The sequence below is a fragment of the Dolichospermum flos-aquae CCAP 1403/13F genome, from assembly GCF_012516395.1.
Classification (GTDB): domain Bacteria; phylum Cyanobacteriota; class Cyanobacteriia; order Cyanobacteriales; family Nostocaceae; genus Dolichospermum; species Dolichospermum lemmermannii.
This window is the reverse complement of sequence record NZ_CP051206.1, coordinates 430,537-444,000: the sequence shown is the minus strand read 5'-3', so window position 1 is coordinate 444,000 and position 13,464 is coordinate 430,537. Positions and strand designations below refer to the sequence as shown.

Sequence of the window (13,464 nt, the reverse complement as noted above, 5' to 3'; positions counted from 1 at the left end):
TGTTTATTGTAGCATTAATTGTCTGAAATGGCTAACGCCACGCTTCGCTATCAGGATATCCAGGATTTTAGGATTTACAGAATTTTATTTATCATTTATGATGATTGTTACTTGAGTTTGGACTAAAATAAAATTGATATCCAATTATTAACATCAAAATGGAAGTTCTTCAACTTACAACGATAGTGGATTCATCAGGTCATTTGCATCTTGACATTCCCACACAACTTGATCCGGGAGAAGTAAGTATTGTGCTGGTAATTAATCCAGTTGTCCCATCTAAAGATCAAAATCTCAAGTATGATTTTTCTGATTTGGTAGGACGGTTAAATTGGCAAGGAGATGCAGTAGTGATGCAAAGGACATTAAGAGATGAATGGTAATCGCTATGTGCTAGATACGAATGCGATCATTGCCCTGTTACAAGGTAATACCCAACTTATTCAATTACTTCAAAATGCTAATTGGATTGGGATTTCGATTATTAGCCAGATTGAATTTTTGGTTTTTTCTGGGCTAACCCAAAGCGATCTCCAACTTTTTCAACAATTTATTCAGCGAGTGGAAATTGTTGGTTTGGCAGCAGGTGATCCGGTATTAGTTGACAAGATTATCGAAATTCGTCAGCAATATCGGTTAAAATTACCTGATGCAGTAATTGCTGCAATAACAATCCAAAATTCAGCAAGCTTAGTGACTGCTGATCAAGAATTTGCAAAGATCAACCGTTTGAAGGTCATTAATTGGTAGCGATCGCCTCGCCTGCTATAATTACCATTAACTATTCATTATGTTTGCTATTGTTTGTTCAAATTTATCACATTCTTGTGCTAGTCTATCAACTATTTTGCAGAAATAATTAATATCAATTAAACTCATTTCTGCATTATGAATAATTGAAAAAACCTGCTTATCTTCTATCTTTTCTATACACCAAAAACCGAATTTATATCGTGCATTACTTATCAATAGCCAAGTAGATAAACTATGCGGTATATCATCTGTATCATCAAATTTTAAACTACTCGGACAAGAAAATTCTAGAGTCGAATCATATTTGAGAATAAATACAGTTTGTGTACTACCAGAATCCATACTAAATCTCATGATAGCTCTTGTATCATTAATACTATAAAGATCCCAGCCAACAGTTTGGCAGAAATTCTGTATTGTTGATCGAAATTTGAATGAAGATAATAAGTCTTTATCAATAGCCATTGGTTCATCTCCTAAATTAACGGTTTTAGTAGTAGTTGGTATCATCCATTCTCGTCCTCCACAAACTTGACATTCAGAAGGTTTCATCAGAGATACAACTTCACAGCCACAACTTTTACATTTGTATGTTTTTTTCATGGAAGTTAAAAATTCATAATTAACTTATTTTTGGCATCTTTATTTTTAGGTAAAGTACCGTTATTATAAAGATATTTAATCTGTTGCTGTACTTCAGTTATTTGAGGTCTTTTTTCAGGACTTAAAATTAACATTTTTCCTATGAGATGACGCACTTCTATATCCAGTGGAGTTTGAATCATAGTTCCCCGTAATTTACTTTTACTCTGTGGTAATGGTAATTCAAGTTTTTTTCCATCTAGAACTGCTTCATGGGCATAAGTATAGCTTCCTGATAAAAATGGACGACTACCGGTCCAATATTCACATAAAATTAACCCCAAGGAAAAAATATCAGATTTCTTGTTTGGTGCTGGTGTTTCTCCATTTGTAGAAATATGTTTAGCAAACTCAGGTGAATAATATACTGGATCACCTACTAAAAATTCCACTGCTATTGATTCTCCTTCAATAATACTGCTATCAAAATCAATAATTTTGGCAATTTGTTTTCCTTCCCATTCTTGAATTAGGATATTATCTGGTTTCAAATCAAGATGAACAATGCCATTGTAATGTAAGATATTAAGCGCTCCTACCGCTGTTAGCATGACAAATAAACGCTTTTCTGGTTCTAATGTATGTATGACTTTTGATAAAGAGCTAGTATCTACTTTTTGACAAACTTTAAAAAAATGTTCACCATTTTCATTACCATATTTAAAAAAGTCTACCGTGACAACAACTGAACCACCAGAACCACAAGCAGATAGTGCTTCTTGAATTAGTAATTGTTTTCTAGCAAATTTATCGCATTGATCACGACGCTTTTGTTTACTTTTTTCGCCTCCTGGTGCTTTTTCTCCTGGATATACGGGACTCAGAAATTTTTTCACAAAATACTCATTACGATCATTTATATTTACAGCAAAACCCCATTGACATTGCCCACCATTAGCGCTATCAAATTCACGGGTTACTAAATATTTATCAGCAATTAGATCACCTGTTTTATAAGACATTGATTACTATCTCCTATTATTTAATCTATTCAAAATATCTTGATATTTTTGTGTTGCTTTTTGTCGCATTGAATCATCTAAATCTAATTCTAAAAGTTTTTTTAGACTATTTAATGCAGCGTCAAATTCTTTTTCTATTTCTTGTAAACTTGCTATATGGTAATAAATTAAAGGTTTGTTAGCATAAGATAAACTTGCACTGTTGTCAATTATACGTCGAGAGAACTGAATTGCTGAATTGGCTGATTTACGGTTATTAAAATTTGATTGAAATAGACGAAGAGAAGCAACAAAAAAATCTAAATCTAGATCAAAGTTTCTAGAATTTACATAATCGAAATCTATGGATTTTTCCGAACCTTTACAATCAAAAAAGTTCGCATAAAATTCAACTGCTTTTTCCCAATCTTTTAAGTCATAGTAAATTTTACCTAAAATTTGATATGCTTTTACTTTTTCTGATAACTGCTCAATAACTTCTTCAATCTGAGAAGCAGCATCATTTAAATATTTAGGTTTTTGCTGATAATTACAGGGTTGTTTTGCTAATTCATAATAAATAACTCCTGATAGATATTTAGCAGCACTGTTGTATGGTTGTAATTTTAAAGCTTGTTCACATAATTCCTGCGCTTTTGAAAGCTGATAATTTGCACAATAAGAGTTAGCATCATCTAAAAGCTTTTTAATTTTAGCTTCTTTTTGTTCGTTAAATGTTTCAGTCAGTTGTTTACATTCTTTACTTGTACTTGCACCTGAAGTAGAAGATTTATCTTCTGAAGCAGATACATGAGAAATAGGTGGACTATCCTGAATAGATGGCAAATAATGTTCATAGTCAGGTTTGTATTTTTCCCATAGATTTTTCAATTCATCATAGTTATTAGTATCAGAAATAAAGTTTTCTTGAAGATACCCCAATCGGTTTTGATAAACATCTTTGATAGCTGATATTTTTTGAAAACCAACTGGATAAATAATCAAAGAAACGTCATCTTGTTTAATTTCAGTATATTTTTGCTCAATTAAACCTTGCCAATTATTCGTTTCCTTTGTAGTGCCTTTTGAATTAGAAAGTGTTTTTAGCAGCAATCTTTCAAACTCCCAAGGAGCAGAAACATACTGAAAGCAACCATCAGTACAAGCTAGAAAACAGCCCTGTTCTTGAAATGTATGACTCTGAAAATGGATTTGCCATTTGGGATTAATATCAGCAGTTAAATATTGAGACATTGGTGGATCTTGTCTGAGCATTTCAAAAGCATCTTTGGGAGTTACTAAATCATCTTTAGTTAATTGCTGTAAACCCTTACTAGGGCTGAGAAAATAAATTCGTGAATCTCCCATCCAAGCTAAATCAACTTTAAAAGAGTTACCCGTAGTTTCTTGTTTGGGAATACTAGCTAAGGCAATTGTTGTGCAAAGTTTATGCTCTACTAAAGAACCTTTAAGTTTAGATGAAGTGGTTCGCATATTATGATCATCTGCGGCTGTTTTTAGTGCTTGACAAATTTCATCTTGTAACTGAATAGCATTTGCTAATGTTATTTGACCATTGTAATGTGTGAAAAATTTTTTACTAATTTCAGATGCTATTCTTGAAGCAATCCGTCCCCCAGTTTCATCATTATAACCAGCAGAACGACCTCCTAAACCATCAAATACTCCCATCAAATAAATTTTTGTTTGCTTATAAGTTTCTATCAGGTTAGCATCTTCACCTTTATTTTCAGCTACTTCTAAATTTACTACTGCCTTAAATGATGTCATAAGCATTACTAAAATCCTTGTTCAAATTTTTACTTTAATTGAGAAACTTAACTTAACCACTCATATTTTCATGATTAAGTTAACTATCGTTGCTTATATACTATTAATGATACCCAATGTATATAACATTTGATCTTTCTCAAATTCTTCTAATCCATTACCTGCTTCAGAAACATAATGAACTGTATTTTCCCAACTGCTTACAACTGTCCAAGGTTCAACATCAGGAGCAAATAGTACCAATCGTTTAGCTGATACTGGCATATCGTGCCAATAATCTGTTAATTCATCAAAGGTTTTTGGGGGATTATTAGGGTAATAATTAAGTTTTCCACCTTTTTCTAAACTATGAGCGCCGGCATTTGTGTAAACAACTACAACATATCTTTTCTTACTAAAATCCCTTTTTTCCCAGTTGGATTTAAGTGCTAATCCAACTGCTTCTAAGCCATTTCTGAGTCCAGAACTACCACCTTCAGCTTTAATTCCAGAGATAAAATTAGCAAAATCGGAGGACTCAGATGGTAAGTCAAAAAATTTAGAAGACTGCATGACAATTCCTGGTGAATCTGCCCAATGATCCCGAAATACAATTACCTTAGCTCTAAGTTGGTGAATTTTTTTACTCCTTGCTTTCATTTTGGCTTCTATCTGCTCGTAAAAATCTAGAGCGCTTGATTTCACTTCTTTAATGAACGAACTCATTGAACTTGTGCCATCAATACACATGACTAAATCTATTGCGTAGGTTACACCTTGATTGGCAGCCATAGCTCATTTGCTTATATACTGTTAGCGATCGCATCTAATATTTGGTCTTCGTTTACTTTTTCTAATCCATTACCTGCTTCAGAAACGTAATGAACTGTATTTTCCCAACTGCTTACAACTGTCCAAGGTGAAGCATCAGGAGCAAATAGTACCAATCGTTTAGCTGATACTGGCATTTCGTGCCAATAATCTGTCAATTCATCAAAGGTTTTTGGGATATTTTCAGGGTAGTTACTGGGTTTTTCACCTTTTTCTAAACTATGGGCACTGGCATCTGTGTAAACAACTACCACATATCTTTGCTTGCTAAAATTCCCTTTTTGCCAGTCGGATTTAAGTGCTAACCCCAATCCTTCTAAGCCATGTTCGGGTTCATCTCCACCACCTTCAGCCTTAATTCCAGAGATAAAATTAGCAAAATCTGGGGACTGCGATCGCAAATCAAAAAATTCTGAACATTGCATCGCAATTTCTGGTGAATCTGCCCAATAATCCCGAAATACAATTACCTTAGCTCTAAGTTGGTCAATTTTCTTAGTTTTTTCCTTCATTTTGGCTTCTAGCTTCTCATAAAACTTCAGAGCGGTTGATTTCACCTCTTCAATCAAATGACCCATTGAACCTGTGCCATCAATACACATTACTAAGTCCACTGCATAGGTTACACCCTGATTGTCAGCCATAAATTTATATCCGTACTTATGTTTTAGCTAGTTCTTATACTAAATGTTCTCTTTTCAACTTTCTACACCAAAAAAACCTGTTTTTCTCGCATTTATATAACGAAATATAAACTCAGTAACCCGAAAAACACTGAAAAAGTATGATTTTCATGGTTGAAATTAAGTTATAATTGTTGCTGTAATACTTACCCAGCCTAGAATATATGAATGTTACAGAGTTATTACAATTTGTGGATCAAGTAGTCCAGAAACAAACAGGAGAACATCTAGACGATTTAGAAAAAGCCATTCTCAAAGGACTTTGGCAAGGTCAAACTTACAATCAAATAGCAGACGAATCGGGATACAATAGTCAAAACTATATTGGAGATGTTAGTCGTAAGTTATTTAAAATTCTATCGGAACAGTTAGGTGAAGATATTAATAAATCTAATTTTTGTTGGACTATAGAAAGATTAGCTAATTCATACAATAATTCCTTACAGCAAGTTAGTTTAATTAATAACAGTCATATTAATTGGTGTTCTAATAATCCTCAAAATTCTTCTAAAGATAGGGAACAAGACTCTTACGAAAAATCTTATCATGAGTTAACAATTGCACCAAAAATCACCCATTTTTACGGACGCGAAACAGAACTACAAACCCTATCCCATTGGTTAATTAATCAAAATACCCGTCTCATTTCCATTGTGGGATTACCCGGAATTGGCAAAACTACCTTAATTAAAAGATTTGTTGACCTAAACTTACAAAATTTCAATATCATCATCTGGAAAAATATTAAATTATCCGATTCTTTAGATTCCATTATCGCTGAAATTTTCAAAGCGATTAATTCCGAATTTATTCAAACTGAAAATAAACTAACTCAACTTTTTAATCTTTTCCGTCAGCAAAAATGTTTAATTATTATTGATAATATCCAAGAACTATTTACCCCAGGACAATTTGCTGGACAGTATAAAGCTGAATATAAAGACTATAAAACATTTTTGACAATGATAACAGAAATTGAACATCAAAGTAGTTTGATTTTAATTAGTCAAGAACAATGTCAAGAGATGATTTGCATAGATGAAGAGTTGTATCCGGTTAAATGCTTAGAATTACAAGGTTTAGATAATACAGATATTTTGAAAAATCAAAAACTAAAAGATGAGGAAAGTTTGTCAAAACTCATTAATTTATATGAAGGTAATCCAGCTTATTTACAAGATATTTCTAGTTTAATTAGAAATATTTTCCAAGGTAAGATATCAGATTTTTTAAGTGAAGGATTGCTGTTGACAGAGAATATGAAATATCAATTAAGTGAACTATTTAATAGGCTATCAACAGTAGAACAACAGATAGTTTTAGAAATGAGTAAATCTAATAAACCTGTGAATAGAGAACAATTAAGAGAAAGTTTATCTTTATCTTCTATGGAATTAATTAATGGTTTACAGTCTTTAAAGAGGCGCTATTTAGTTACAACTATAGAAAGTGATAAAACATTGTTTATTTTATCTCCTGTTTTTAGGGAATATGTTATAATAACTCCTTGAGTTAGTGATATTCTGTGTAGATATCACATCCCAAATATTCAATGATAAAATCAAGAAAATTAAAGATAATTTACCAATGACAACTACACTAGTTAAACCGTCCCAATTACTACCTGAAGGAATTTGCATCAAGCATATCAACAACCTCATGCTATTCAAATTTACCGATAAGCTAGGTGAACGGATGCAAGAACTGCTTGATAAAAACAAATTAGATACCCTCACCCCAGAGGAAGCAATAGAACTAGAGGCTATAGGGAAACTTGACGACATCTTCAGTTATATTAACGCTGCTGTTGCTGCTCAAGACCAACACACCATACTATTTAGTCTATAAAATAAACCCACAAAAAGTTATCCCATTTAGCAAAATCACCAAACATCACAAATTAACAACCATCTCAAACCCAGACAAAATCAGAACTTTATTACTTGCAGTTATCCACAAACAATGTTATTATAGAACATAATAAAATCCATTTAGTCTAAAAATTTAAATCTCAAAATTACACAACAAAAAAACCTGAATTTAACGCACCTTTCCACCAACATAATCAAGTTCGGAGTAATCCCAAGAGTGCATTTGACGGAAAGGAAGACCCATTTTTTGGAATACATACTTCTCTTTCACACCAGAAGCAACTAAGTCTGGCTTCAATGCTTTGATGAACTCTTCAAATTCGTAAGCGGTAACGTCGTCATAAACGATAGTTCCGTTTTCGATGTAGTGAGTAGTACGTTTATAGTCGTCACTGTGAGCGAACTCATAACCAGTACCAATCATCTTCATTCCCAAATCTTGGAAAGCGGGAACAACGTGACGGGGACGTAAACCACCAACCATCATTGCAACTGTCTTACCTTCCAAACGGGGGCGATATTGACTAACGATCGCATCCATGGTAGGTTGGTACTTAGCAATTACTTTTTCAGCATTTGCTTGGATCTTCGCATCAAACTTAGAAGCGATTTCGCGTAAAGATTCAGCAATTTTGGTAGGACCAAAGAAGTTATATTCTAACCAGGGTATACCATAAGCTTCTTCCATGTGACGGCTGATGTAGTTCATCGAGCGGTAACAGTGGATGAGGTTCATCTTCACGTTGGGGGTCATCAACATTTCGTTGATTGTACCGTCACCAGACCATTGAGCAACAACGCGCAAACCGATTTCTTCTAACAAAATCCGGCTGGCCCAAGCATCACCACCGATGTTATAGTCACCAATGATGGCTACGTCATAAGGAGTGCCTTCAAACTTCAATGTACCGTCTTTCTTACCTTGATCTGCTTTGGGGAATACCCAGTCACGAATCATGTCGTTAGCGATGTGGTGTCCTAAAGACTGAGACACACCACGGAAACCTTCGCAACGGACGGGAATAACTGGCTTACCGATGGTTTTGGATGTCTTTCTAGCTACTGCTTCGATGTCATCCCCAATCAAACCGATAGGACATTCAGATTGAATAGAAACCCCACGGTTTAAGGGGAATAATACATCTAATTCTTCAATTAATTTAGTCAGTTTCTTGTCACCACCAAACACGATGTCGCGTTCTTGGAAGTCGGAGGTGAAGTGCATAGTACCAAAGGTATCAATACCTGTTGTACCTAAGTAGTAGTTACGACGACCAGACCAAGACCAGTAACCGCAACCAACAGGACCGTGACTGATGTGGATCATGTCCTTAATAGGACCCCAAACCACACCTTTAGAACCTGCGTAAGCACAACCACGAGCGGTCATTACACCAGGTAAGGATTTGATGTTAGATTTAACACCACAATCAGCCTTACCTTCTTCAAATACGTTTAAATGCTTTTCACGCTTCTTAGCAGCTTTTTCGGGGTAAGCTTTGAGAACTTCTTTAACTAGTTCTTTTCTTTGTTCAACAATCTTCTTGTCGTCGGTCGAAGTCATTGTTAATCTCTCTTGCTCCTAAAGGAACGGAAATAGGGATGAGGTGTTTGGGGACATGAAGTCCCCTGTAGCGATAGGGAAATGTTGGTCAAAGGTGAGAGCTTTTGATGTGCTGCTCTCTGCCTTTTTCCTGGTACTAGAAAATTCTTTCTTAGCAGTGAATTATGCTGTTTTACCAACTAATTTTGCAGCATTTTCTTCGCTTTCAAGAATACCGAACTCAATCAACAATTCTTCCAACTCTTCCATTTCGATAGGTGTAGGGATGGTGAGGTTAGTGTTGTTGATGATCTTCTTAGCTAGTGCGCGGTATTCGTTAGCTTGTTTGCTTTCTGGTGCATACTCGTTCACTGTCATCCGACGTAGTTCAGCGTGTTGAACTATATTGTCGCGGGGAACGAAGTGAATCATTTGAGTGTTCAAACGTGCAGCCAAGGTTTCAATTAATTCGATTTCTCGGTCTGTGTTACGGCTGTTACAGATCAAACCACCTAAACGAACTCCACCGGAGTGAGCATATTTAAGTACACCACGAGCGATGTTGTTTGCAGCATACATCGCCATCATTTCACCTGATGTAACGATGTAGATTTCTTGTGCTTTACCTTCACGGAAAAGAGTAATAAGATAATTTTAAAAGCCGGAAAATGTTCATTTTCAACTATGTTTGCCGCAATCATTGTCTGGAGTGAACAGTTTTTTTATTAGGGTAAATCTAGGGTATGGACAGAACACAGGAAGCATTTGCCGATTTTCACCAAACAGCTATTACCGACGGGGGATATTTAGGCAGAATGCAAGCAGTAGAAAACCAGGAAAATCACTTAACGGCAAAACTGACAACAGAATTAAAGGCAATTAATGCTAGACTAAGAGCCGCTAGGGTGAGTGTTTCTGTGAGAAAATCCGGCAATTCATTACAGTTGAGAACTACCTTACCTATTAAACCAGGTGATATTGATAAAAACGGTAGCGGCACAAAGCAATATGATATTTCTTTGGGTATTCCTTTTAGTTTTGATGGTTTAAATACGGCAGAAGAAGAAGCTAATGAGTTAGGCAAATTAATTGCCAGAAAACAATTTATTTGGACTGATAAATATTTAGGCAAAACTAGATTTAAAGCGAAATTTATCACGATAGGTGAGTTGGTTTCTGAGTTTGAAAACAATTATTTCCAAACTAGGAAACGGACTCTCAAAAGTAACAATACTTTTAATAGTTATTTCTATATTGCTAAAACACATTTGCCAAAGGATAAATTAGCAATAAATGCCAATTTTATTGATGCTGTGAAATTTTGCCCATCTTCCGATAGTGTAAAAAATGAATTAATTAAGGTAATTAGGGTTTTATGTAAATGTTCTGGTTTAGAAGTTCCAGAATTAAGTAATTTAAAAATTAAGGCTATTTCTCAACGTAAACGTGATATACCCACTGATGCAGACATAGAACAAGAATATCTCAAGTTTGAAACCTATGCAATTAATCGTTCTAGTAAGTTAACAACTAGGGAAGATAGAAATAATTGGAAATTGTGGAGATGGGTTTATGGGATGTTAGCAACCTATGGATTAAGACCGATTGAAATTTTTGTTAATCCTGATTTAAATTGGTGGTTATCATCAGAAAATACGATGAATACATGGCGTGTGAATCAAGAATGTAAAACGGGAGAAAGGGAAGCTTTACCATTATATCCGCGTTGGGTGGAAAGTTTTAATTTAACCACGGATACCGAAGCAATTGAATTATTAAAAGCAAAAATTAAAGATAAAGTTACCAGTCGAGAAATCAACTCTGCGCGACATGGTACAGATAGATGGTTTAGATTTGTGGGGATTCCTTTTCAACCCTATGATTTGCGGCATGGTTGGGCAATTCGAGCGCATTTGATGGGGATTCCGATTAAAGCTGCTGCTGATAATTTGGGTCATTCTGTGAATATGCACACATCTATTTATCAAAAGTGGTTTAGTCTAGAAAATCGCAAGGTGGCAATTGAGGAAGCAATTAAGAAAAAATCAAAAGTTGAAGATCTACAAGATATTGTAATTAGATTGGAACAGGAAAATGAGAGGTTGAGAATTGACAATGAAAGATTGAGGTTGCAGATGGGACACAGTTTGATAAAAATTGAGTTAGGATAAGAGTTAGCCTCACGCAGAGGCGCAAAGAGTAATTTTATAAAACTAGGAATGTTACAAGATATGTCTTATAGTCAATTTACATCTATTGGTAAGGTTAAAGAAGCTTTTGGTTTAAAAACTCAGGAAGGTGGGCGTTTTATTCCTATTCTTGAAAAAATTGAACCATCTGTGACGCTAAAAGCATATCTTGAAGAAAGTTTACCGCTGGCTGGTTCTGCTAGTGAAAAAGCACGTTCGGAAGGGATTATTTACCCAGTTTTGTTAGAAGTCAGAAGAATTTTAAATCGGCAAATTAGTTTATTTTCGGGTGAAGATTTTACAGTTGATGAGTCCGTAGGACTTAATGGAATTTGCGATTTTCTATTAAGTAGTTCTCCTGAAGTTTTAGAAATTGAAGCCCCGGTAATTGTCATTGTTGAAGCAAAAAAGGCTGATTTAAGAACTGGGTTTGGACAATGTATTGCAGAGATGGTGGCCGCGCAAAGATTTAATGCTGCTAAAAATAATCCCCTTCGTGTTATTTATGGTGTAATTAGTAGTGGTACACAATGGCGTTTCCTGAAGTTGGAAAATGATCTTGTTACTATTGATTTAATGGATTATGCTCTCCCACCTGTGGAAGAAATTTTGGGTATGTTAGTTTGGATGATGCAAAATGGCGGGTAATTCAGCAATTAAAAATTACTTCCCAATAGTTAATCTATATCCTCTAGTTCAGGAATATGTTCATTTTCATAGTTTTCAATTAAAACTCCGATGACTTCCATGAGTGAAGCAAGGGGATGGTTTTCATCTTCACCAACTTGATCTATCAGAGAATCTAGTATATCAACTAAGTTTTCATATTCCTGTTCTGTGTGAGGAACAAAGACATTTTCGGCAATGGATGACCAAGCATTAATGGTTTTTTCAAAGTTTAAAGTTTGCATTATTCTTTCCACTTTCCTTCATCATATTCTGAATGTGTTAGCACAGCACGGATATAGATTTTTTGGCGGTTATAATGAATTGCTGCAATTAGTCTAACTTTGTTACCACCAATATTAAAAACTGTCAATTTACCAACTTGAAATGTATTTTTCTTGATCTGGCTTGACTGCAATTTGCATCTTTATCTCCTTATCTTTGAATTGATAATAATTCTCAAAGTTATATCCTTAATCCTAATTAAAGCATTAAATCACTTACTTGGACACACTAAATATGATTCCTAGGTCGCGCTAGTTCCCTCCGGGACGCTACCGCGAACGCTATCGCATCCCCACAATGCACATCTTTATTAATTTAAAAACTTTTATTTATAAACATCTCCTCTTGTACCAATTGTGAAAATTTCAACTTCACCAGATTGGGTATTAACTGTAAAGACAATTCTGATTTTACCGATACGTAATCTATAAAATCCTTCCCACTCTCCCTTCATTTTTTTAATATCAAGTTCTGTAAAGGGAATAATAGCCTGTTCTTCGACAAAAGCTAGAAGTTGAGATATTTTTTCCTGAATTTTCTCAGTATCTTCAAGATTTGCTTTTTCTAAAAACTTAATAGCATTCTTACGAAATTTTATGGCCATTTTTCACCCACTCTGTCATATCAACTAATTCTTCATCTTCATAATCTGATGGTGAACCAAACATTTCATCTAGTTCTTCTTGTTCTTCGTCACTTACATAGGGTATGAGGACTTGACAAAGTAACATTCTTTCTTCTCGCAGAACTTCGCGGATGCTTTCTTTAATTATTGCTTTAAGTTCTTGAATTTCCATGAGCATTATCCTTGAGAATATAAGTATTATACTATTTTTTTAAGCGATCGCTCTCAAAACCCACAACACCGGAAATGCAATTCCTGCGGAGTGCTTCGCGATCGCTCTCCTTCCTCAAAATAAAATCGGAAATACGATCAACTCAACTTTATAAAAAGCTGGAGATTAGTAGAGTAAAATTAACTCTAGATCAAAACTAATAAATGCGGACAACGCAACACATAACTAAAAATCTTGTGGAAAGATGACTGACACCGAAATGATTACTGTTTCAGAAGCTTCTCTTGAATCAGGTTATACACCCCAGCACATTCGGCTACTTATTCGTCAAGAACTAATAAAAGCTCGTCGTGCAGGTGGAATCTGGTTAATTGATGCTTCTAGCCTACGCAATTATATAGATAGGAGTCCCAAACCAGGACCTAAATCCGACAAACCAGATGCTTGATTTATATTCTAAATAGAATATAATTAAAATTATTAACAACTTTGA

At 34.8% G+C, this 13,464-nt stretch carries 17 protein-coding genes and 1 pseudogene; 7 read left to right on the top strand and 11 right to left on the bottom strand.

The genetic code is table 11. The features are described 5' to 3' along the window. The first annotated feature begins 158 nt into the window (after positions 1-158). Together HGD76_RS02305 and HGD76_RS02300 are read left to right on the top strand one after the other, a co-directional pair. Positions 159-383, top strand: coding sequence for a hypothetical protein (locus HGD76_RS02305; RefSeq protein WP_015081312.1), 225 nt, complete (start codon positions 159-161; stop codon positions 381-383). Beyond that, a complete protein-coding gene (locus HGD76_RS02300) occupies positions 373-750 on the top strand; it encodes a type II toxin-antitoxin system VapC family toxin (RefSeq protein ID WP_053540127.1) in 378 nt (125 codons plus the stop codon). The genes HGD76_RS02305 and HGD76_RS02300 overlap by 11 nt, the downstream gene beginning before the upstream one ends. A 27-nt stretch (positions 751-777) precedes the next feature. Here the strand turns inward: HGD76_RS02300 and HGD76_RS02295 are convergent, their stop codons facing one another. From HGD76_RS02295 to HGD76_RS02275, 5 genes are all read right to left on the bottom strand, one after another. Further along, positions 778-1,356 carry a hypothetical protein gene (locus HGD76_RS02295; protein WP_210967705.1) on the bottom strand — a complete coding sequence of 193 codons (579 nt, stop codon included), beginning with the start codon at positions 1,354-1,356 and terminating at the stop codon, positions 778-780. Positions 1,357-1,361: 5 nt separating this feature from the next. Continuing rightward, complete coding sequence (locus HGD76_RS02290; protein ID WP_168694841.1) at positions 1,362-2,357, bottom strand: serine/threonine protein kinase; 996 nt, start codon at positions 2,355-2,357, stop codon at positions 1,362-1,364. Positions 2,358-2,363: 6 nt separating this feature from the next. Beyond that, the gene (locus tag HGD76_RS02285; RefSeq protein WP_168694840.1) at positions 2,364-4,127 is read right to left on the bottom strand and encodes a protein phosphatase 2C domain-containing protein; all 1,764 of its coding nucleotides are present in this window, start codon (positions 4,125-4,127) and stop codon (positions 2,364-2,366) included. Positions 4,128-4,220: 93 nt separating this feature from the next. Further along, positions 4,221-4,898, bottom strand: coding sequence for a vWA domain-containing protein (locus HGD76_RS02280; RefSeq protein WP_168694839.1), 678 nt, complete (start codon positions 4,896-4,898; stop codon positions 4,221-4,223). Between the two features lie 11 nt (positions 4,899-4,909). Then, complete coding sequence (locus tag HGD76_RS02275; RefSeq protein ID WP_168694838.1) at positions 4,910-5,581, bottom strand: vWA domain-containing protein; 672 nt, start codon at positions 5,579-5,581, stop codon at positions 4,910-4,912. Positions 5,582-5,784: 203 nt separating this feature from the next. Here HGD76_RS02275 and HGD76_RS02270 point away from each other — a divergent pair, with 203 nt between their 5' ends. Next, positions 5,785-7,131 carry a helix-turn-helix domain-containing protein gene (locus HGD76_RS02270; RefSeq protein WP_168694837.1) on the top strand — a complete coding sequence of 449 codons (1,347 nt, stop codon included), beginning with the start codon at positions 5,785-5,787 and terminating at the stop codon, positions 7,129-7,131. 76 nt (positions 7,132-7,207) lie between these two features. Beyond that, positions 7,208-7,468, top strand: coding sequence for a hypothetical protein (locus tag HGD76_RS02265; protein WP_168694836.1), 261 nt, complete (start codon positions 7,208-7,210; stop codon positions 7,466-7,468). A gap of 192 nt (positions 7,469-7,660) precedes the next feature. Here HGD76_RS02265 and nifD read toward each other — a convergent pair whose 3' ends face one another. Next, positions 7,661-9,055 (bottom strand): nitrogenase molybdenum-iron protein alpha chain, encoded by a 1,395-nt coding sequence (gene nifD, locus HGD76_RS02260; RefSeq protein ID WP_051155216.1) that lies wholly within the window; start codon positions 9,053-9,055, stop codon positions 7,661-7,663. Positions 9,056-9,217: 162 nt separating this feature from the next. Continuing rightward, positions 9,218-9,667: pseudogene (locus HGD76_RS02255) on the bottom strand (NifH family ATP-binding protein); the annotation flags it as partial. Between the two features lie 110 nt (positions 9,668-9,777). Here HGD76_RS02255 and HGD76_RS02250 point away from each other — a divergent pair. Together HGD76_RS02250 and HGD76_RS02245 are read left to right on the top strand one after the other, a co-directional pair. After that, a complete protein-coding gene (locus HGD76_RS02250) occupies positions 9,778-11,205 on the top strand; it encodes a site-specific integrase (protein ID WP_168694835.1) in 1,428 nt (475 codons plus the stop codon). 60 nt (positions 11,206-11,265) lie between these two features. Next, positions 11,266-11,871, top strand: a complete 606-nt coding sequence (locus tag HGD76_RS02245) for a hypothetical protein (protein ID WP_168694834.1) — start codon at positions 11,266-11,268, stop codon at positions 11,869-11,871. Positions 11,872-11,900: 29 nt separating this feature from the next. Here HGD76_RS02245 and HGD76_RS02240 read toward each other — a convergent pair whose 3' ends face one another. The 4 genes from HGD76_RS02240 to HGD76_RS02225 all read right to left on the bottom strand — a co-directional run bounded on the left by HGD76_RS02240 (position 11,901) and on the right by HGD76_RS02225 (position 12,977). Continuing rightward, a complete protein-coding gene (locus tag HGD76_RS02240) occupies positions 11,901-12,134 on the bottom strand; it encodes a hypothetical protein (RefSeq protein ID WP_168694833.1) in 234 nt (77 codons plus the stop codon). Continuing rightward, positions 12,134-12,307 carry a type II toxin-antitoxin system HigB family toxin gene (locus HGD76_RS02235; RefSeq protein WP_407644796.1) on the bottom strand — a complete coding sequence of 58 codons (174 nt, stop codon included), beginning with the start codon at positions 12,305-12,307 and terminating at the stop codon, positions 12,134-12,136. Before HGD76_RS02235 ends, HGD76_RS02240 begins: the two co-directional genes overlap by 1 nt. Positions 12,308-12,499: 192 nt before the next feature. Then, positions 12,500-12,778: a type II toxin-antitoxin system RelE family toxin gene (locus tag HGD76_RS02230; RefSeq protein ID WP_168631994.1), complete on the bottom strand. Its 279-nt coding sequence runs from the start codon at positions 12,776-12,778 to the stop codon at positions 12,500-12,502. Further along, a complete protein-coding gene (locus HGD76_RS02225; protein ID WP_233467014.1) occupies positions 12,759-12,977 on the bottom strand; it encodes a hypothetical protein in 219 nt (72 codons plus the stop codon). The genes HGD76_RS02230 and HGD76_RS02225 overlap by 20 nt, the downstream gene beginning before the upstream one ends. A gap of 238 nt (positions 12,978-13,215) precedes the next feature. On the opposite strand from HGD76_RS02225, the gene HGD76_RS02220 reads away from it, so the two are divergent. Further along, entirely contained in the window at positions 13,216-13,419 is a 204-nt protein-coding gene (locus HGD76_RS02220; protein WP_053540135.1) for a helix-turn-helix domain-containing protein, read from the top strand. The last annotated feature ends 45 nt before the right edge of the window (positions 13,420-13,464 follow it).